Origin of the sequence: Streptomyces sp. NPDC048275, assembly GCF_040652275.1 — a bacterium.
Classification (GTDB): Bacteria; Actinomycetota; Actinomycetes; order Streptomycetales; family Streptomycetaceae; genus Streptomyces.
Genome location: NZ_JBEZLR010000020.1, coordinates 14,389 through 33,139, shown reverse-complemented (window position 1 = coordinate 33,139; position 18,751 = coordinate 14,389). Strand labels below are relative to the sequence as shown.

Below are 18,751 nucleotides of genomic sequence, written 5' to 3'. Positions count from 1 at the left end.
TCGCTCCGGAGAGCGCGAGGAGCCAGCACAGGGTGGCGATCCATCGCCAGTGTCCGGCGAGCGCCCGTTCGGTGCGGGTCACGGATCGCCTCCCATCTCGATGACTTTGACGCGGAGTCGGGCGATCTCCACTTGGTCGGTGACCCGCTGTTCGAGGAGCGCCGTGATCCGGGTGTCCCGCTCGGAGAGTTCTTTGCGCAGCCCGTCCCGCTCTTCCTGGATGTGGTCAATCGTGCTGTTCAGGCGGGTGTTTGCGTTCTCGCCCCGCTTGCCGAGGTGCGCCACCACCGAGCCGGACAGCACCCCGACGAGCGCGATCACGCTGCCGATGGTCTGTCGATTCAGGCAGACAGGTGGACCTGATGACGAACAGGGAGCGGTGACGAATGAGTGAGGATGAGCGGGAACTGCAGGCCGACGTAGTCGAAGCGCCGCTGGACCAGTTGCTGGAGTCTGTAGCCAGTAGGCTCGAAGAGCAGACCTCCGACGTCCTGGCCACGCTGCGCCAAGAAGCTGCTCGTCTGCGCGAGGAGACTGCCACCTCAGTGGCCACACTGCGTGATCAAGCGGCTCGGGTACGGGAAGAACGAGACTTCCAGCCCTAAAGGTCGAGCGCGGCCGCCCGCCCCGGCTTGACTTCGCCGAACAGGTACTGCGGCCGTGCTCCACCTATTTACGGCTGGCGCTCCGAAGTCAGGAACGTGATGTAGCCGATCACAGAGTAGGGAGCAACCTGGAGTTTTCCTGTGTCACCGAGAATCTGCTCTTCGTCAGCGAGCAGCTTTCCGGTCTGCGGGTCGAAGATGAGAACGCGCTTGGTAGGCAAGCCGCCTGACCCATCTGTGAGAGAGAACGCCTGCCCAATACGATCGGCCCGATCCCTGACTGTGCCCTCGTAGCGCACCCCTTCGGTCTCCGCTAGGACCCGGAGCACCGCAGCACGCTGGGCAGGCGAAAACACGTGGTCTTGGACTCGCTCGGGCAAGACCTCGTATAGGAGTCCTGGCGTGATTTCAGCGTGGCCATTGGCCAGCCACTTCGTCATCCCCGCCACTGTAGTGGGCGGTTCTGTGGCTGTTTGCCCAGGAGTTGGCCCACTGGAATCTTGGGACACCACGGACTCGGCTCCGATCGAGCCGGCCTTCTCCCATGCTTCACGCTGAGAGTCGCTCGGGAACACCGGGGGTAGCGTGCGGGTCTTCCAGTGTGCCGAGCCGTCGCGCTTCTGCCATCTCTCCCTGTGTTCTGGGATGACAGCCGAGGTGACGTTCGTACCGTCAATGCGTGTGGAGAGGGACCATGCGTTCCAGACGAAGTGCTCCGTCTTCCAGGCTGTCGGGCGATCATCCTGCAGCCTTTCCACCCGGGCCGCGGTGTCCCTCAGCACCTGTGCGGCCGAGGGACTGCCAGAGTGATAGTTCAAAGGCCGGGGAGTCGCAGCAAGCGCGGGCTGGGCCGAGGTCCCGAAGGGGTCAACGACGGTGTACGCCACTGCCGCAGCAGCTGCGACCGCCACCGTGGCAACGGACAACCGCCTCAGCAGACGCGGACGCGCTGCGGACATATCAGGTCGTGGCATGGCAAGGATGTTCTTCAGCCTCTCGGTATCAGCTGAGGCGCCGTTTTGTACCGGGTTGAGCCGCTGCAACGCCTGATCGATGTCACGCATCTGCTCCTCCAAGAATCGATGATGTCCGCCGGGACGGGCTGGCGGCGGGGCGATCGAGGTGCTCGCGTAGCCGTCTGCGAGCGCGATGAAGCCGCACATGGAATGTCGCGGTTGTGCATCCGATCACCATGGCCGCATGACGGGCCGGCAACTCTTCCCACAAGGCGAGACGCAGGACTTCCCTGTCGCTGTCACTGAGCGAGTCAAAAGCCATGGCGACGGCCTGCGCTCCAGCGATGTCCTCAGCTGGATCGTGTATGAGGCCCTGCCGCTGCTGCGCCGCAGTCTCCGCCAGCATCCGGCGCCGCCGTTCAGAACGATGCGTGTTCGCCAGGATCTTGCGAGCTGTCGTGTACAGCCAGGGCAGTACCGCTGCGCGCGGCACCTCATCAAGCCGACGCCATGCTGTGAGGAAGACTTCGGCGACCACATCATCGCAATCTTCGGCATCGCTCAGACGCCTTCGTACGTACGCTTCCACGGCTGGATGGTGCGCGCGGTACAGCGCGGTGAAGTCTTGCTCATGTCGTGTGTCCACATCCCCTCCAACCGTGTAAGTGTCCGGCGGCCCCGGATCCTTACTTTCGCTGAGGCAGAAATTTCGAGATGGGCCGACGGCAGTGCGATGCATCCGCTCAAGCAGCCGCGAGTGACCCGCCACGACGCGGCTGCCGTGGCAATCGGAAGGCGCGCTCAGGGATATCCGATCCGGCGACGGACGGCACCGCCCCCTGCTCACCGGAGCGATGAGCAGGGGCATCGGACCGTCCAGGCCCGACCGGGCATCCCCGGGCGTGAGGGAACCCGCCCCCGCATTCCCGGACCACGGACCCGATCCGTGCGCGCCGCATGCGGAGCGAAAGCGGGGGACCAGTGTGCCCAACACCGTTCGGGGCACGCGGCTGAGCACGGGCCCTGGCAACAGGACTCACTCGCGCTCAGTCTTTAGGAACGGTTGATGGCTTTGAGGACCTCGACGAGTGCGGTGCGTGTCGCCGCGTCGGGCTCGGCCGGGATGCCGGCGGCCTTCTCTGCCTCGCTGTGGTCGACGGACTGTGTCGCCTTCGGCGAGCTGCTTTTGGTGGGCTCGGCCTTGTCCTCGCTGCCGTAGCCGACGAGGGTGACGGCGAGTACGGCGGTGACGGCCGCAATGGTGGTGCGGATGCGCATGATCCCCCTGGGATGCTGTGCCTGAGGGGACATCATCCGCTACGTGGTATCTGACTCCCGCCCTCTGGTTCACCGTCACCACCTGATGGCCCACTCAGCCTCCGGCATGGCACCAGGCGCAGGTGTTCACCGGGATCGCGACACGTGGCTGACCCGCGGTCAAGCGGCGTTGTGGGCACGGCGTTCGGCGTCGAGGGCGGCGACTTCTCGACGGCGTACCAGGGCCGTCGTGGACTGCCGCCGGACCGCTTCAGCCGGCCGCGTCGGACGAGCTTGCGGAGGCTGGTCGAGGCCGTCGAGGCCTATCCCGAGCAAGCGTGCGGTTGCGGTGAGCGGTGAGGTGGCCCCGCGGGGCGTGCAGGCTCGATGCACCGGTTCTGGCAGAAGGTTCCACGGTGAGGACTGGTGCGCGGCTGGTGCCTACTCACCCTGACGTGCGGCAAGTTGCAAGGCCCATTCGGGTGATTAGAGCGGAATTAACCGTATGTAACCTATATGGCTAAGGGGCATGGCCATGAATGCTTGCCATTGGAAGCGATCCGTCGTCTTGAGCTCGGCCCTCATCCTTGCTCTTACGCCGGTTGGCCTGCAGCAGGCTTCGGCGGCCGCGCCGAGCGAGACCCACGCGAGTGCGTCTACGGCTGTTTCCAGCCGAGAGGACTACCGGCGGGGCTACAGGGACGGCTTCCGGGATGGCTGGGCGGATGCCAGAAAGGACTGCCGACGGGACCGGCGCGGGGGAGACTTCCGCGGCAAGAACCGCGACTACACCCGTGGCTACGCCAATGGCTTCAGCGACGGGTTTGTCCGGGCCGAACGGCGCTACTGCTGAGCCTGTCCGAGGATCGAAGCGGACGAACTCTGGGACGAGAACGCGGCGTTCATCGCCATGGCGCGCGAGGCGGTGCCCCGGCTCGTCGCGGAGGTCCGGCGGCTGCGGGCGCTGATCGGTGAGGGCGAGGGCGTCAGCGCGCCATGAGTTCCGGCAGGGGCAGCGTGTGCTGGGTCTGGAGGACCTTCGCGCGCAGGTAATGGACGTTGTGGGCGGTGGTGAAGACGCCCGTGGGCACCCGGTGGGAGACCGTGACGCCCAGGTCACGGAGCTGGTCGGCCTTGTCGGGGTTGTTGGAGAGCAGGTCCAGGTCGTCGATGCCGAGGGCCTGGAGCATCTGCGCCGCCGCCGTGTAGTCGCGGCCGTCCTCGGGCAGGCCCAGCGCGGCGTTGGCGGCGTAGGTGTCGAGACCCTGGTCCTGGAGGGCGTACGCGTCGAGCTTGTTGTAGAGGCCGATGCCGCGGCCCTCCTGACGGAGGTACAGGAGCACGCCGCCCCGCTCCGCGATCCGCTCCACCGCCTCGCGCAGCTGCGGGCCGCAGTCGCAGCGGGCCGAGCCGAAGACGTCGCCGGTCAGGCACTCGGAGTGCAGTCGCACCAGCGGCGTCGCTCCGGGCTCGCCGAGCACGACGGCGAGGTGTTCCTTGCCGTCGGCCAGGCCGTGGAAGGTGACCAGGTCCGCGTCGACCGAGTAGCCGTCGCCAAAATGCAGGGGCACAGCGACGCGGGTGCGCACCGTGGCGGTCGGGAAGTCGCGCATGTTGTCTCTCCGGCTTCAGGTCAGTGCTTCAGATTTGAAGCACATCCTCGAAGCAGACACTACATGCTGCTTTAAATTTCAAGCAATGTGTTTTCGTGTGCGCGCCGTTCTTCTTGCGTGTCGCGGCTCACCCGGCTCGCGGCCCACCCGGCTCACGCCTCACGATGTACAGGAACGCCGCCGCCAGGGAAGATCTTCCCCGCCGCCACCGGGATTCTCGCCCTGGATCGCCCGCGTGATGCTCCCGCAGATCTCCTCCAGCTGCCCCACCTGCTCGGGCGTCAGATGATCGAAGAGTGCCCTCCGCACCTGTTCCACATGGCCGGGCGCCGTCCTTTCCAGTACGGCCATCCCCTCGTCCGTGAGGACCGTGACATGGCTGCGCCTGTCGCTGGGGCAGCCCTCGCGGCGCACCAGGCCGTCCTTCTCCAGCCGGCTCACGCAGTACGTCAGCCGACTGCGGGTGATCTTCAGGATCTCCGCGAGATCGGTCATCCGCAGCCGTCGGTCCGGTGCATCGGACAGCCTGGCCAGGATGGAGTAGTAAAGGTGGGGCATGCCGGCCTCGGCCTGGAGTTGCCGGTCGAGCGCGTCCTCGAGGAGCGAGGAGGCGGCGATGTACGAGCGCCAGGCGCGTTGTTCGGTGGGGGTGAGCCAGCGGGTCGTCATGCCGTTCAGTCTAGGTATTGTTTAAAAATTGAACCACCGAGAGGTGTCGAGATCCGGAGGCCGTGCCCCATGCCCCACCCCTACGTCCTGTTGTCCGCCGCCGTCTCCCTCGACGGCTTCCTGGACGACACGGGCCCCGAGCGGCTGCTGCTCTCGGGCCCGGCCGACTTCGACCGGGTCGACGAGGTGCGGGCGTCCAGCGACGCGATCCTGGTCGGCGCGGGCACGCTCCGCGCGGACAACCCTCGGCTCCTGGTCAACTCCGCCGAGCGACGCGCCGCACGGGTCGCCGCCGGGCGCCCGGAGTACCCGCTGAAGGTCACGGTCAGCGGATCCGGCGACCTCGACCCGGAGGCGCAGTTCTGGCACACGGGCGGCGAGAAGGTCGTCTACACGACGGACAAGGGGGCCGTACGGGCCGCCGACGCCCTGCGCGGACTGGACCAGGTCGACGTCGTCCCGACGGGCGCCGAACTGGACTGGCGCGCCGTGCTCGAGCACCTTCATGACGTACGAGGGGTGCGGCGCCTCATGGTCGAGGGCGGCGGCCGGGTCCACACCCAGCTGATGCGGCAGGGGCTGGCCGACGAGGTGCAGCTCGCCGTCGCGCCCCTCTTCGTGGGGGAGCCGGACGCGCCGCGGCTCTTCGGGCCCGGTGGGTACCCACCCGGCCGGATGCGGCTGGTGGAGACGCGGCCGGTCGGCGACGTCGTCCTCATCCGGTACGCCCCCACGGCCCCCGGCGTCGGCACTCTCGCCTCCGCCGCGGACCGGCACTGGCTGCGGCTCGCGTGCGAGCTGGCGGAACTGTGCCCGCCGTCGCGGACCGCGTTCAGCGTGGGAGCGGTCGTGGTGGCGGCCGACGGGGCCGAGCTTGCCCGTGGGTACTCCCGGGAGGGGAGCGATGCCGTCGTACACGCGGAGGAGGCGGCCCTCGCCAAGATTGATCCCGCGGATCCGCGCCTTCGCTCCGCCACCGTCTACAGCAGCCTCGAACCGTGCGCCCGCCGCGCCTCCCGGCCCACTCCCTGCGCCCGGCTGATCCTCGACGCGGGAGTACGGCGGGTCGTCACCGCGTGGCGCGAGCCCGACACGTTCGTGGCGGCGGCTGACGGGACCGGGTTGCTGGTGGCCGCGGGTGCGGATGTCGTCGTACTGCCGGAGTACGAGGAGCGGGCTGTGGCACCCAACCGGCACCTTCTTTCCCCGTGAGGAACCTGCCCGGATGAACGGCAGGAGGGGTGCGCGTAAACGCGTGTGCTTCGGACCCCGCGGATGGCGTACACTAATTTCAACGACGCGGGGTGGAGCAGCTCGGTAGCTCGCTGGGCTCATAACCCAGAGGTCGCAGGTTCAAATCCTGTCCCCGCTACTGAAGGCCGAGGGCCGGAACTCAGATTCTTGAGTTCCGGCCCTCGGTTTTTTTGGCTTTCCGCATCCGCGTGCATGCCGCTTTTCCGCGCCACTTTCTCCCGCCTCCACGGTCGGTAGTTTTGCGTTCACCATGAGTTGCCTTCGCTGGATGGAGCGGCGCGGACCGGTGCCCGCCTTGTTGCTCGCCGTGGGGGCGGTCGCCGAGGAGGGCCCGGTGCGGGGGCTTTCCGCTGTTCACGCATCCCTCGGTCGGCCCCCACCGCTCGCCCCCCGCCCCCGCTCCGGGAAACCTGGACGGGTGGGGCAGCGAGGAGGTGCGCAGCGGGCTGGAGGGTCCGACGACCGGGCGGGCCGGAAGGTGCCCAGGCACTCCGTGTCCGATCCGGGGCCGCAGCGCGAGCCGGCTTTGTGCCCCACCGAAGGGAAGCGGCGGAAGATGTCGCACGCGCGAACCTTCGCCCGGGTGCTGCCTGCGCTGCTCGTCGTCGCCGGGGCGTTCTACGAGTACTTCACGCCGACGGCGTACACCGGCGGCCCCCTCTTCACGGCGGCACCGCTCGTGGCCGCGCCGCTGTTCTCGCTGCGCGGCACGGTGCTGACCGGCGTCGCGGCGGTCGTCGTGGTGGTCGCGATCCACCTTTGGCTCGGCGTCGCCTTCACCGTGGACGCGATCACCGAGACGGTCACGGTGGCGACGGTCTCCGCGTTGGCCGTGCTCATCAACATCCTTGTACGCCGCGGCGGCGAACGGCTCGCCTCGGCCCGCGAGATCGCCGAGGCGGCCCAGCGTGCCGTGCTGCCGGAGCCCGAGGAGCGGATCGGCGGGCTCGAGGTCGCGGCGCGGTACGAGGCCGCGCAGGCCGGCGCGTTCATCGGCGGCGATCTGTACGCGGTGCAGGACTCCCCGCACGGCGTACGGCTGCTGGTGGGCGACGTACGCGGGAAGGGTATGGGCGCGGTGGGCGCCGTGGCGGTGGTCATCGGGTCGTTCCGGGAGGCCGCCGAGCAGGAGGCGACGCTGGAGGCGATCGCGGGGCGCCTTGAGCGGGCGCTGGCGCGCGAGGCCACCCGGCGCGACAGCATCGAGATCTCCGAGGGGTTCGCCACGGCCGTCCTCGCGGAGATCCCGCACGGAGGCGACGTCGTACGGACCGTCAGCCGCGGTCACCCGCCGCCGCTGCTCCTGCGCGAGGACGGTTCGCTGGTCGAGCTCGCCGCCGAGGACCCCGCACTGCCGCTCGGCATGGGCGAGTTGGGCACCTGGCCGGACCGTGGGGAGGAGACGGACTTCCCGCGCGGGGCCATGCTCCTCTTCTACACGGACGGACTGTCCGAGGCCCGCGACCGGCACGGGAACTTCTACGATCCGGCGGCGCGTCTGGCGGGGCGGGTCTTCGGCGGTCCGGACGCGCTGCTGGCCACGCTCGCCGAGGAGGTCCGCCGGCATACGGGCGGCGCCCTGACGGACGACATGGCGCTGCTCGCCGTACGGCGTCCGTGACTGTTGCGCGCCGTTCTTGATCGTTGTTACCAGGGGTGATCGGTCGACGCCTCTCCGCATGACAACTGACACACTGTCAAGTGATCGTGTTTCGGTGAGGTGTGGTCAACTCGCCCGGTTTTCGCCGGTCATCGCCCGTAAGTCCTGGCCAAAAGCTGTTAACGATCAGTCGGAACAGCTTGGAATCCGGTGCCCGAGTCTATTAACGTTCGATAACGCAGCGCGGTCGTCCCAGCCGTCACAAGAGATGGCTCCGTGCGCACGCGCCGAATCCTGCAAGGGAACCGGGGAACCACCAACTTGGGGTGAATCGAGCGTCTTTCGCGGTGAGATACCGCGGTTGACGCGCGTAGGAGACCTTCCTGCTCCGAACCCGTCAGCTAACCCGGTAGGCGAGAAGGAAGGAAAGGAGCACGCCCACGTGGCGTCCAACCGGCCCGCCCAGCCCACTTCGTTCGCGCCGAACGACACTCAGACTTTTGGCTACGCATACGGCAAAGACGAGGGCCCCTGGGAGGAGTGGAATCCCACCGCGGATTCCGTCCGTCCCGTCCGCGGCCGGCACCGCGTCTCCAAGCAGCGCGGGGGCGGACTCGCGCGCAGCTCCACGGTACTGGGCGTCGGTGTCATAGCCGCCGTCGGTGCGGGCGGCATGGCCACCGCGGCGCCCGGCAAGCCGCCGGTGTCGATCTCGCTGCCCGATCTGTCGTCGGTCACCGACTCGGCCAAGGCCCTGATATCCGACGACGGCGGCTCCAGCGCACCCAAGGGCTCCGCCACCCCGCTCACCAGCGCCGGCCTGACCAGCGCCGACGCCTCGGAGGGTAACCAGGACGCGGGCGAGGCACTGCGTGCCCGCATCATCCAGCAGGCGGAGTCGCAGCAGGACCAGGTCGACAAGGCGGCCCAGGCCGCCGCCCAGGCCGCCGCCGCGAAGAAGGCCGCCGATCAGGCTGCCAAGGCGGAGGAGGCGGCCGAGGCCAAGGCCGCCGCCGCGAAGGAGAAGGCGGAGCAGGAGGCCAAGGAGAAGGCCGAGGCCGCGCGCCTCGCCGAGCTCGCCAAGAGCTTTGCGCTGCCCACCTCCTCGTACACCCTCACCTCGACCTTCGGTCAGGCCGGCTCCCTGTGGTCCTCCGGCTACCACACCGGCCTCGACTTCGCCGCGCCCACGGGCACGCCGATCAAGGCGGTCCACAGCGGCACGATCACCGAGGCGGGCTGGTCCGGCTCGTACGGCTACCGCACGATCCTCACCCTCGACGACGGTACGGAGCTGTGGTACGCCCACCAGTCCTCGATCGGCGTCAGTGTCGGGCAGAAGGTCAACACGGGTGACGTCATCGGACGCGTGGGCGCGACCGGCAACGTCACCGGGGCGCACCTCCACCTGGAGGTTCACGCCGGCGGCAGCGCCACCGGGATCGACCCGATGGCGTGGCTGCGGAGCAAGGGCCTGACCCCCTGATCTCAGCTCTGATCTCTCGGCTCTGATTTCTCGGCTCTGATCTCTCCGGTGGGGCCGGCTTGCGTGCGGAATACGTGCGTCCGGTATGCGTGTTGAAGTTGAGCATGACTTCTCTTCGCAAGCTCGGCTCCTCCGACCTCGAGGTCTTCCCGCTCGCCCTCGGCGGCAACGTCTTCGGCTGGACCGCCGACGAGGCGCAGTCCTTCGCCGTCCTCGACGCGTATGCCGCGGCGGGCGGCAACTTCGTGGACACCGCCGACGGCTACTCCGCCTGGATTCCCGGCAACTCGGGCGGCGAGTCGGAGACGATCATCGGCCAGTGGTTCGCCGCCCGCGGCAACCGCTCCGACGTCGTCCTCGCCACCAAGGTCAGCAGCCACCCCGAGTACAAGGGGCTGGCCCCGGCGAACATCAAGGCCGCTGCCGACGCCTCGCTGCGCCGCCTGGACACGGACTACATCGACCTGTACTACACCCACTTCGACGACATCTCGGTCCCGGTCGAGGAGATCATCGGCGCGCTCGACGAGCTGGTACGGGCCGGCAAGGTCCGTGAGATCGCCGCCTCCAACATCTCTCCCGAACGGCTCTCGGAGTCCCTGGAGTTCTCCGACCGCGAGGGTCTCGCGCGCTACGTGGCCCTCCAGCCCCACTACAACCTTGTCTCGCGCGACACCTATGAGGGCCCGCTCCAGGAGATCGCCTCCCGGACCGGCCTGGCCGCCGTCCCGTACTTCGCCCTCGCGTCCGGCTTCCTCACCGGCAAGTACCGCCCGGGTACGACGGTCGACTCGGCGCGTGCCGAGGGCGCGGCCAAGCACCTCGAGACCGAGCGGGGCATCCGGGTCCTGGCCGCCCTCGACGAGGCCGCCCAGGCCCACGACGTTCCCGTTGCCACGGTCGCGCTGGCCTGGCTCGCGGCCCAGCCGACGGTCGCGGCCCCCATCGCCTCGGCCCGCACGGTCGACCAGCTCCCGGCGCTGCTCGGGGTGGCGGACCTGGTGCTCACGGACGCGGAGCTGGCGAAACTGACGGGGGCGTCGGCCTGAGGCCGCCGTACCGCATTCCGCGTACGGGCCCTTACGACTGATACGGGTTGTAAGGGCTGTAGGCGGGATACGGCGCCGGCGGGTGGCCGTAGCCGTAGTTGCCGCCGTAGCCGTACCCGGGCCACGGGGCCGGTGCCGGTACCGGCACGACCGGGGCCGTCGCACGTGCCGCGTACGCGAGGCAGGGGCGGGCGACCTCCCGGCGGCGCCACAGCTCGTGCAGCAACTCCCGCTCCCGTACGACGAAGTCGGCGTCGGCCCGGCCGAGCCGCCCCCGGTGCCGCAGAAACGCGAGCGAGGTCGCGTACGCCTCGTACTGGGCGACCGAGCGCGCCGCGGCCTTGCCGAAGCGACGGGCGGCGTATTCGCGGGCGAGCCGCCGTGCCCGCATCGATCCGAGCGCGTACGGCTCGGGCGCGGTCAGCCACCCGGCGGCGGTGTACGCCGGAAGTTCGGTCCGCACGGTCTTCAGCTCCCGCTGCCGCGTCCAGATGACGAGGAAGGTGAGCAGTCCGAACGCCGGCACCATGAACGCGCCGTACACCGCGAAGAACCCGTACTCCCCGAAGTTCGACGAGCCGTTCCAGACGGCGTGCATGCCCATCGCGAGCAGCAGCCCGGCGAGGGGCAGCAGGCCGCGGCGCAGGCGCCGGCGGTCGGCGGACAGCGCCGCGATACCGAAGCCGATGCCGGTGAGCACGGTGAACAGCGGGTGCGCGAAGGGCGACATCACGACCCGGACGAAGAAGGTCGCGGCGGTGACGGAGGCCAGTCCGCGGTCGCCGCTGAGCTGGTCCGTGCCGAAGGCGTTGCCGAGGTAGAGGGTGTTCTCGGTGAAGGCGAAGCCGGTCGCCGTGACTCCGGCGATGACGACCCCGTCGACGATCCCGGTGAAGTCCCGTCTGCGGAAGAGAAAGAGCAGCAGGACGGCCGCCGCCTTCGCGGACTCCTCGACGATCGGGGCTATGACGGTCGCGCCCAGCGTGTCGGCGCTGGACGGGTCGGCGGTGGCGGTCGCTATCCACCGGGTCGCGAAGCTGTTCGCGACGATCGCTATCAGCGCCGCCGCGCACGCCCCCCAGGCGAACGCGAAGAGCAGATTCCGCCAGGGGCCGGGCTCGACCCGGTCCAGCCAGCGGAACGCGGCGATGAGGAGCGGGACGGGCAGTACGGCGAGGCCGAGCCCCACCAGGAAGCCCTCGGTGCCGGTCTGTTGGCGGACCAGGGCCAGGATGACGAGTCCGGAGAGCGCGAGCAGGGAGATCAGCGCGCCGTAGCGCACCCACTTGCGCTGCCACCAGTGTGCGTGCCGCAGCGCACCGTCGGCCGGACCGTCGGCCGCACCCCCGGCAGGACCGCTGGGGTATGTCGGGTACGCGGGAAAGGTCGCCACGGCATTGACCCTAACGAGGGAGGGGCGCTGCCCGCGACGGTCCCGGTGCGGCCCGCAGGGGTTTCAGCCGCCCGAGGCGTGCTGGTCTTTTTGCTGGTCTCGGTGCTGTACGCGGCGGAAGAGGAGGTCGTTCACCACATGACCCTTGTCCAGTCCCTGGCCCTCGAAACGGGTCAGTGGCCGGAACTCCGGACGTGGCGCGTAACCGCCGTCCGGCTGGGTGTTCTCGAAGTCCGGGTGCGTGCTCAGTACGTGCAGCATCTCCTCGGCGTACGGCTCCCAGTCGGTCGCGCAGTGCACGAGGGCGCCGGGCTTGAGGCGGGTCGCGGCGAGGGTGAGGAACTCCGGCTGGATGAGCCGCCGCTTGTGATGCCGCTTCTTGGGCCACGGGTCGGGGAAGTACACGCGCAGGCCGTCGAGTGAGTCGGGCTTGAGCATCTCCCTGAGCAGGATGATCGCGTCGCCGTTGCCGACCCGGATGTTGGTCAGGCCGCTCTGGTCCGCGAGGTTCAGCAGGTTGCCCTGGCCCGGTGTGTGCACGTCGACGGCCAGGATTCCGGTCTCCGGGTCCTCGGCCGCCATCTGCGCGGTGGCCTCGCCCATCCCGAAGCCGATTTCGAGTACGACGGGACGGTCGCCCCCGAACAACTCCGCCAGATCGATGACCCGCTGTCCGTCGATGTCCAGCCCCCACTTGGGCCACAGCCGCTGCAACGCGTCCGCCTGCCCCGTCGTCACCCGGCTCCGCCGGGGCTGAAAACTCCGGATCCGCCGCTCGAAGTGCGACCCGGCCGGATCGGCCTTCGGCCCATCGGGGAACCGGGGCTCGCCCTTGGCACGGACACGACGCGGGGAGCCTCCGGCGACGGGAGCGGCCTGGGGTTCTTCGGGGGAGTCAAGGGAGTCAGACACAGTGGGGTCGATTTTACGGGGCTGGGGTTGTGGGTTTCGCCCCCGCCGCCCTTACCCGTCCCATCCCGTTCCTGGGGGCTCCGCCCCCAGACCCCGCTTCGGCCTGGACGGCCTCGTCCTCAATCGCCGGACGGGCTGGGATGCCTGGCGGGGGCTTGGGGGCGGAGCCCCCAAGGGTGGGACGGGTAGGGGCGGCGGGGGCGAAAAAACTCACCCCGGCCGCCACCCGCACCGGACCGCCCGTCACACCCCCACCAACGACCCCAACGCCCCCAACGCCCTCAGCGCCCGCCGGGCAACCTCCCTCCCGATCGGCAGCGAAGCCGTAGCGGCAGGCGACGGCGCGTTCAGCACATGCACCGTCCGCTCCCCCTCCTTGATCAGGAAGTCGTCCACCAGCGTCCCGTCCCGCAGCACCGCCTGCGCCCGCACCCCCGCCGCGGCCGGCACGAGGTCGTCCGCCGTCACCGCGGGCAGCAGCCGCTGCACGGCCCCGGTGAAGGCCGCCTTGGACACCGACCGCCGCAGCTCCCCCGCCCCGTACCGCCAGTGCCGCCGAGCCATTCGCCAGGAGCCGGGCCAGGCGAGGGCCGCGCCCACCTCGCGAGGGCGGACGACACCCCACCCGTATCCCTCCCGGGCGAGCGCGGGCACCGCGTTGGGTCCGATGTGGACACCCCCGTCGATCCCCCGGGTGAGATGCACTCCGAGGAACGGGAAGGCGGGGTCCGGCACCGGATAGACCAGTCCGCGGACCAGCTCGGGACGCGCCAGCGAGTAGTACTCGCCCCGGAAGGGCACGATCCGCATCCCGGGCTCGTCCCCCGCGAGCCGGGCGACCTCGTCGGAGTGCAGCCCCGCGCAGTTGACCAGCACGCGCGCGCGGACGACCGCTCCGGCAGCCGTGCGGACGGCGACTCCGAGCGTGGGACGCCGATCGATGCGGACGACCTCGGCCCCGTATCGGATCTCGGCCCCGGAGGCCTCCGCGAGCTGCCGGGCGACGGCGACGAAGTCGCAGACGCCGGTCGTGCCGACATGGATCGCGGCGAGCCCGCGCACCTCCGGCTCGTGCTCCGCCATCTGGGCGGGGCCCAGCTCCCGCACCGGAATTCCGTTCTCCCGCCCGCGCTGCACCAGACCGTGCAACCGGGGCAGCTCCGCCTTTTCCGTGGCGACGATCAGCTTGCCGGTGATGGCGTGCGCGATGTCGTATTCCGCGCAGAACTTGACCAGCTCGGCGGCTCCCCGCACCGCGTACCGCGCCTTCAGGGAGCCCGGCCGGTAGTAGATCCCGCTGTGGATCACTCCACTGTTGCGCCCTGTCTGGTGGCGGGCCGGCCCCCGCTCCTTCTCCAGCACCGTCACCTGCGTGCCCGGCGCGGCGCGTGTGATCGCATACGCCGCGGACAGGCCGACGATCCCGCCGCCGATCACCAGCACATCGCAGTCGTAAACGATCCGCACCTGCTCCACCTCCCGGCTTCGATAGTGCACTGCGCCACTGACAATGCCCTCAAACCCAGGAGGTACCAGGAAGCGCCGGAATGCACCACCGGCACCGGAAGCAGTGCCGTGCCGCGCCCTTCACAGGGCGCGGAGCGCCTACGCCGGGGTCATCAGCAGCGGTCGTGCCCGCTCCCGCAACTCCACCACGCGCGGTTCGTCGCCGTACGGCTCCAGCCGGTGCAGAAGATCCTTCACGTACTCGGTGGTGCGCGCCGAGGAGATGCGCCCGGCGACCTCCACCGCCCGTACGCCCTGCTCGCATGCCGCGTCCAGATTGCCCGATTCGAGCTCGGCGACCGCCGACACCACCAGGCGCAGACCGTGGGAGCGTACGAACTCCTCCGTCGGCTTCGACAGGGCCTGCTCGGTGAAGCGGCGGACCTGACGCGGCGCCTTGAGGTCGCGGTAGCACTCGGCCGCGTCGGCGGCGAAACGGTCGTACGAGTAGAAGCCGAGCCACGTCGGGTCGTGGTCGCCGTCCCGGGCCCGCTCCAGCCAGCCCTCGGCGGCCTTCAGGGCTCCGCCGGCCGCCTGTGCGTCACCCGCGCGCGCGTGGGCCCGTGCCTCGACGAGGCGGAAGAAGCTCATGGTGCGGGCCGTGGCCAGGCCCCGGTTGCGCTCCAGGGCGGCCTGGGCGAGGTCGACGCCCTCGTCGCCGAAGCCCCGGTATGTCGCCTGCAACGACATCGACGCGAGCACATAGCCCCCCAGGGGGACGTCCGCGGCCGCTCGGGCCAGGCGCAGCGCCTGGATGTAGTAGCGCTGGGCGGCCTCCTGCTGGCCCGTGTCGAAGGCCATCCACCCGGCGAGCCGGGTGAGTTCGGCGCTCGCGCCGAAGAGCGCTCTGCCGACCTCGTCCGAGTACGAGCCGAGCAGCAGCGGCGCCGCCTCGACCCGCAGACACTCCGGCACCATGGACGAACGCCAGTCGCCGCCCCCGTACTTGGAGTCCCAGCGCCTGGCGTCCTCGGCTGCCTCGCGGAGCTTCTGTACATCGCTGTGGCCGACTTTCAGCGCCGCTCCGGAGCCCTCCGCAGGGCTCGCGTCGCGTGCCACCGAACTGTCGGCCGGGGTTATCAGCCACCGTGAAGCGGGCGTTGCGTAAGCGCTCACTGCGAATGATCCGGCCAGCGACTGCCATATGCCACCGCCGCCCGCCCGGCGCCCGGCGAGGTCGAGGCGGTACAGCTCGGTGGCCGACCGCACCGCCTGTCCGACGTCACGGGGGAAGGCGAGGCCCACTTCGGGCGCGGGGTCCGCGTCCGCCAGGCCGATCTCGTGGAGCGGCACCGGGCGGCCGAGCTTCTGTCCGATGGCGGCCGCGATGAGGTGCGGCGCCGCACCTTGCGGCACCATTCCCTTCGACACCCAGCGCGCCACGGACGTCTTGTCGTAGCGAAGAGTCAACCCGCGTTGAGCACCAAGATCGTTGACGCGCCGCGCGAGCCCTGCGTTGCTGATTCCCGCGAGGGCGAGAACGGCGCCGAGTTTTTCGTTCGGCCCGCGTTGCTCCCTGGACATGCGCCACCCCTCGACACAGACGGCTGCCGCACTGGCATAACCATGCGGCATTCGTAAACCCAGCGTAGTTCGCCGCATCCCAAGCGTTAAGGGGCGTTGTTCCGGATGGCGGGAATGTGGTCCGTACGGAAGTACGGACGGTTGCGCTGTGCTCCCGCTGTGTGGCCGTGCGCCCGTCCGTGCGCTCTTCTCCGGCCACCGGGGGGAGCGCTTCCATGGATCGTGCGTGGGTCGGCCCGCTGTACTGGATCCAGTGGGCTGGGGGACACCGCCGCCTACATCCCCGCGGGCGGCGGACCGGTCCGGGGGGCGAACTCCGCCTCCCGGACTGTGCGTTGTCGGAGCCGTGCGCAAGGCCTGTACGGAGCGTGCGCGAGCCTGTCCATCCGTGGCCGAATTGGCCGAAAATCGACGGTACCCCTCAGGGGCAATTAACGCTCCTACCACGTCACTTGACGGCGCGTAGGGTGTTTTCGGGGAGCGTATCGGGGGCGCATTCGCGTCGCAGATCCACCCCCACCAGTCTCTCGCTCGCCCGCGAGCACCTTGCTTCGAGCGGGTGTTCGCAGGTGTCCTGGATCGCCTTCGCATCGGCGACGCAACGGCTTTGCAGTGGCTTCACAGCGGCGCGAACATATTCGCGGGGGCGCACTCCAGGGAGCGCAAGCCGTCGCAGCGGCTCTCCCACGCGCACTCTTCGTGGCAGCATGGTGCCGAGTTCGTACGGTGCACTGGTTGTCCACAGCCTGTGGAGGCGGCGATGCGGTGGTTGGTGGGGTGGAGCAGTACCGCCACCAGAGCGCCCGAGATCGGCTCGGCGGGCGCCACCGGAAACGACGGCGAGACCGTGCACCCGGTGGGCTCCCAACTCCTGTGGGGCGATCCCGATCCGCTCTGGGCGGTCGGCGACTGGCGCCCCGACGAGGTGCGCGTCGTGAAGGCCGACGCACAGAACCGGATCGCGGTGCTCGGCACCTGCGGGGCGACCGACGAGGAACTCCGGGTCGGCCTCTTCGCCGCGCGCGGAGGGGCACTTCGTCATCTCACCGCCTGGTCCGGCAGCTACACCGCCGTCGTCCAGGCCGGCCGCCGCGTCACCGTTGCGGGTGATCTCGCGGGCGCGCGGCCCGTGTTCTACACCCCCTGGGCGAGCGGTACGGCGTACGCGACCGCGGCGCTGCCGCTCGCCGACCTCATCGAGGCCAACCTCGACTTCGGGCACCTGGCGGCCCTGCTCGCCGCCCCCGACGTACCGGCCGCGGTCCACGACTCGACCCCCTACGAAGGCGTGCGGCGCATTCCGCCGGGGCACGCGCTGGTCCTGCGCACGGGCGCCCGCGAGATCGCCGGCTACGAGCCCGTCGCCTCCCTCGCCGTCGCCGCACCCTCCGCCGATCCCGCCAGCGCGGTGGACGGCGTACGGGATGCGCTGGTGGAGGCCGTACGAGCCCGCCTCGCCGCTCCCCGGCACGTCCCCGGCACGGACATCGACCCCGGGCCGGTACCCGGGATGGGCCCCGCCGAACGGCGCGCCGCGCGCGGGATGCCCGTGCCCGGCATCGGCGCCGACCTCTCCGGAGGACCCGCCTCGGGCACGCTGGCCCTGCTCGCCGCCGGGCTTCCCGGAGCACCCGGGACGGTCCTCGGACACGGCACCGGCGCCGGCGAGCGCCTCCTCGCCGTCACCTTCAACGACCTCGCCGTCAGCGGCCGGGAAGCTGAACTGGACCGGGCCGGGACGCTCGCCGCCAACCCGCGGCTGCACCATGTGGTCGTGGCCGGCGGCGAAGAGGTGCTCCCGTACGCCGACCTGGAGGGCCCGCTGACCGACGAGCCCGGCCCCTCGCTGGTGACGGCGGCCCGGCACCGCGCGCGGCTCTCCTCGGGCAGCGCGGACCACTTCACCGGATACGGGGCCCGGCAGGTCCTGGACGCGCACCCGGCCCGCCTCGCCGACCTGCTGATGGACCGTAAGAGACGCCATCTGGTCAAGCCCGTCGCCGCGTTGGCCAAGGCCGACGGGTCCGTCATGGTCCCCGCGCGCGTGTACGGCGCGGCGCGCAGACTGGCCCGCACGCCGTACAGGGCCGGCGTCGACGTCCTCGCCGACCGGCTGCTGCACCGGCGGTTCGAGGAACCCGGCGGTGCCGTGGGGGCGTCGCTCGCCGCACTCACCTGGGCCAGGCCCGGGCCCGCGGCGCGTTGGCTGACCGGTGAGGCGCTAGCTGAAGTATCGGTTCGCCTGCAAGAAGTCGCAGGTCGGCCGGGGGTCGGCATCGGGCAGCGACCGGGTGACTTCCGGGCCCGTGCGGCACTCGCCCGCCATGCCGCCGATCTCCGCGTCCTCGAACAGGCCGCCGAGATCCGCTTCCAGCGGCTGCACGCGCCGTTCCTGGACAACCAGGTCGTCCGCGCCTGCCGCGCCCTCCCCGAGGCATTGCGCGTCCAGCCCGGGGCTCGCGCGGCGATCCTGCGTACGGTGCTGGAGGGGGCCGGGGTGGCCGACCTGCCGCCCGGCTGGGGCGCGCCGTCCCACGCGTCCTCGGCGGCGGCGGCGCGTACCGGGTTGCGGGTTGCCGCGGACTCCTTGATCGCCCTCTTCGACACGCCGCTGCTCGCGCAGGCCGGGTTGGTCGAGGCGCGCGTCGTCCGCAAGGCCCTCCGGGCGGCCGCGGCCGGTGAGCCACTTCCCCTGGACGGGCTGGCCGACCTCGTCTCCCTGGAGCTGTGGTTGCGCCGGTTGTTGGCGCGCCGCGGGACATGCTGGACAGGAACGCCCGCCCGCCAGCGGGCCGTACCCGCGGGGATCGTGCCGCAAGGACGGGCACTGGGGGCCGGGGCCGCGCGGCGAGGCTAGCCGGGGGTGAGCGGAAGGGCGGCCTACGGCTTCCTCGCGGGGGCGAACAAAACCCACCACACCCCCGACA

General features: G+C 70.3%; 16 protein-coding genes, 1 tRNA gene, 1 pseudogene and 1 riboswitch. Of the genes and pseudogenes, 8 read left to right on the top strand and 10 right to left on the bottom strand.

Going from position 1 to position 18,751, the window contains the following annotated elements; translation table 11 throughout:
* Positions 1-78: 78 nt before the first annotated feature.
* The gene (locus AB0D57_RS14785) at positions 79-321 is read right to left on the bottom strand and encodes a hypothetical protein (protein WP_362071661.1); all 243 of its coding nucleotides are present in this window, start codon (positions 319-321) and stop codon (positions 79-81) included.
* A 65-nt stretch (positions 322-386) separates the two neighbouring features.
* Between AB0D57_RS14785 and AB0D57_RS14780 the strand changes: the two genes are divergently transcribed.
* A complete protein-coding gene (locus AB0D57_RS14780; protein WP_362071659.1) occupies positions 387-605 on the top strand; it encodes a hypothetical protein in 219 nt (72 codons plus the stop codon).
* A gap of 68 nt (positions 606-673) precedes the next feature.
* Here AB0D57_RS14780 and AB0D57_RS14775 read toward each other — a convergent pair whose 3' ends face one another.
* Positions 674-1,681: a CU044_5270 family protein gene (locus tag AB0D57_RS14775; protein ID WP_362071657.1), complete on the bottom strand. Its 1,008-nt coding sequence runs from the start codon at positions 1,679-1,681 to the stop codon at positions 674-676.
* On the bottom strand, positions 1,662-2,207 hold the full coding sequence (locus tag AB0D57_RS14770) for a sigma-70 family RNA polymerase sigma factor (RefSeq protein WP_362071655.1): 546 nt from the start codon (positions 2,205-2,207) through the stop codon (positions 1,662-1,664). Before AB0D57_RS14770 ends, AB0D57_RS14775 begins: the two co-directional genes overlap by 20 nt.
* Before the next feature lie 108 nt (positions 2,208-2,315).
* On the opposite strand from AB0D57_RS14770, the pseudogene AB0D57_RS14765 reads away from it, so the two are divergent.
* Positions 2,316-2,618 (top strand): annotated as a pseudogene (locus AB0D57_RS14765) (IS200/IS605 family accessory protein TnpB-related protein); the annotation flags it as partial.
* On the opposite strand, the gene AB0D57_RS14760 reads toward AB0D57_RS14765, so the two are convergent.
* From AB0D57_RS14760 to AB0D57_RS14750, 3 genes are all read right to left on the bottom strand, one after another.
* Complete coding sequence (locus tag AB0D57_RS14760) at positions 2,615-2,839, bottom strand: hypothetical protein (RefSeq protein WP_362071653.1); 225 nt, start codon at positions 2,837-2,839, stop codon at positions 2,615-2,617. The pseudogene AB0D57_RS14765 and the gene AB0D57_RS14760 overlap by 4 nt on opposite strands.
* 965 nt (positions 2,840-3,804) lie before the next feature.
* On the bottom strand, positions 3,805-4,431 hold the full coding sequence (gene ribA, locus AB0D57_RS14755; RefSeq protein WP_362071651.1) for a GTP cyclohydrolase II: 627 nt from the start codon (positions 4,429-4,431) through the stop codon (positions 3,805-3,807).
* 159 nt (positions 4,432-4,590) lie between these two features.
* Positions 4,591-5,100, bottom strand: a complete 510-nt coding sequence (locus tag AB0D57_RS14750; RefSeq protein ID WP_362071649.1) for a MarR family transcriptional regulator — start codon at positions 5,098-5,100, stop codon at positions 4,591-4,593.
* Between the two features lie 69 nt (positions 5,101-5,169).
* Here AB0D57_RS14750 and AB0D57_RS14745 point away from each other — a divergent pair, with 69 nt between their 5' ends.
* From AB0D57_RS14745 to AB0D57_RS14725, 5 genes are all read left to right on the top strand, one after another.
* Complete coding sequence (locus AB0D57_RS14745) at positions 5,170-6,312, top strand: dihydrofolate reductase family protein (protein WP_362071647.1); 1,143 nt, start codon at positions 5,170-5,172, stop codon at positions 6,310-6,312.
* An 86-nt stretch (positions 6,313-6,398) separates the two neighbouring features.
* A tRNA-Met gene (locus AB0D57_RS14740) sits at positions 6,399-6,472 on the top strand.
* A 438-nt stretch (positions 6,473-6,910) separates the two neighbouring features.
* Complete coding sequence (locus AB0D57_RS14735; RefSeq protein ID WP_362071645.1) at positions 6,911-7,975, top strand: PP2C family protein-serine/threonine phosphatase; 1,065 nt, start codon at positions 6,911-6,913, stop codon at positions 7,973-7,975.
* 254 nt (positions 7,976-8,229) lie between these two features.
* Positions 8,230-8,385, top strand: a riboswitch (cyclic di-AMP (ydaO/yuaA leader).
* Positions 8,386-8,396: 11 nt separating this feature from the next.
* Entirely contained in the window at positions 8,397-9,440 is a 1,044-nt protein-coding gene (locus AB0D57_RS14730) for a M23 family metallopeptidase (protein WP_362071643.1), read from the top strand.
* Between the two features lie 104 nt (positions 9,441-9,544).
* Entirely contained in the window at positions 9,545-10,489 is a 945-nt protein-coding gene (locus tag AB0D57_RS14725) for an aldo/keto reductase (protein WP_362071641.1), read from the top strand.
* Positions 10,490-10,520: 31 nt separating this feature from the next.
* Here the strand turns inward: AB0D57_RS14725 and AB0D57_RS14720 are convergent, their stop codons facing one another.
* The 4 genes from AB0D57_RS14720 to AB0D57_RS14705 form a co-directional block, all read right to left on the bottom strand.
* On the bottom strand, positions 10,521-11,882 hold the full coding sequence (locus tag AB0D57_RS14720) for a PrsW family intramembrane metalloprotease (protein ID WP_362071639.1): 1,362 nt from the start codon (positions 11,880-11,882) through the stop codon (positions 10,521-10,523).
* A 63-nt stretch (positions 11,883-11,945) separates the two neighbouring features.
* Positions 11,946-12,794 carry a tRNA (guanosine(46)-N7)-methyltransferase TrmB gene (trmB, locus tag AB0D57_RS14715; RefSeq protein WP_362071637.1) on the bottom strand — a complete coding sequence of 283 codons (849 nt, stop codon included), beginning with the start codon at positions 12,792-12,794 and terminating at the stop codon, positions 11,946-11,948.
* 243 nt (positions 12,795-13,037) lie between these two features.
* Positions 13,038-14,291 (bottom strand): L-2-hydroxyglutarate oxidase, encoded by a 1,254-nt coding sequence (lhgO, locus tag AB0D57_RS14710; RefSeq protein WP_362071635.1) that lies wholly within the window; start codon positions 14,289-14,291, stop codon positions 13,038-13,040.
* Positions 14,292-14,399: 108 nt separating this feature from the next.
* A complete protein-coding gene (locus tag AB0D57_RS14705) occupies positions 14,400-15,824 on the bottom strand; it encodes an MFS transporter (protein WP_362071633.1) in 1,425 nt (474 codons plus the stop codon).
* A gap of 760 nt (positions 15,825-16,584) precedes the next feature.
* On the opposite strand from AB0D57_RS14705, the gene AB0D57_RS14700 reads away from it, so the two are divergent.
* Positions 16,585-18,681, top strand: a complete 2,097-nt coding sequence (locus tag AB0D57_RS14700; RefSeq protein ID WP_362071631.1) for an asparagine synthase-related protein — start codon at positions 16,585-16,587, stop codon at positions 18,679-18,681.
* Positions 18,682-18,751 lie beyond the last annotated feature (70 nt).

Excerpts from the sequence above, each read along its gene's own strand:
- ribA (WP_362071651.1), bottom strand. The coding sequence starts at position 4,431 with ATGCGCGACTTCCCGACCGCCACGGTGCGCACCCGCGTCGCTGTGCCC.
- AB0D57_RS14705 (WP_362071633.1), bottom strand. The coding sequence starts at position 15,824 with ATGTCCAGGGAGCAACGCGGGCCGAACGAAAAACTCGGCGCCGTTCTC.
- AB0D57_RS14780 (WP_362071659.1), top strand. The coding sequence starts at position 387 with ATGAGTGAGGATGAGCGGGAACTGCAGGCCGACGTAGTCGAAGCGCCG.
- AB0D57_RS14760 (WP_362071653.1), bottom strand. The coding sequence starts at position 2,839 with ATGCGCATCCGCACCACCATTGCGGCCGTCACCGCCGTACTCGCCGTC.
- AB0D57_RS14735 (WP_362071645.1), top strand. The coding sequence starts at position 6,911 with ATGTCGCACGCGCGAACCTTCGCCCGGGTGCTGCCTGCGCTGCTCGTC.
- AB0D57_RS14700 (WP_362071631.1), top strand. The coding sequence starts at position 16,585 with ATGCGGTGGTTGGTGGGGTGGAGCAGTACCGCCACCAGAGCGCCCGAG.
- AB0D57_RS14745 (WP_362071647.1), top strand. The coding sequence starts at position 5,170 with ATGCCCCACCCCTACGTCCTGTTGTCCGCCGCCGTCTCCCTCGACGGC.
- AB0D57_RS14750 (WP_362071649.1), bottom strand. The coding sequence starts at position 5,100 with ATGACGACCCGCTGGCTCACCCCCACCGAACAACGCGCCTGGCGCTCG.
- AB0D57_RS14725 (WP_362071641.1), top strand. The coding sequence starts at position 9,545 with ATGACTTCTCTTCGCAAGCTCGGCTCCTCCGACCTCGAGGTCTTCCCG.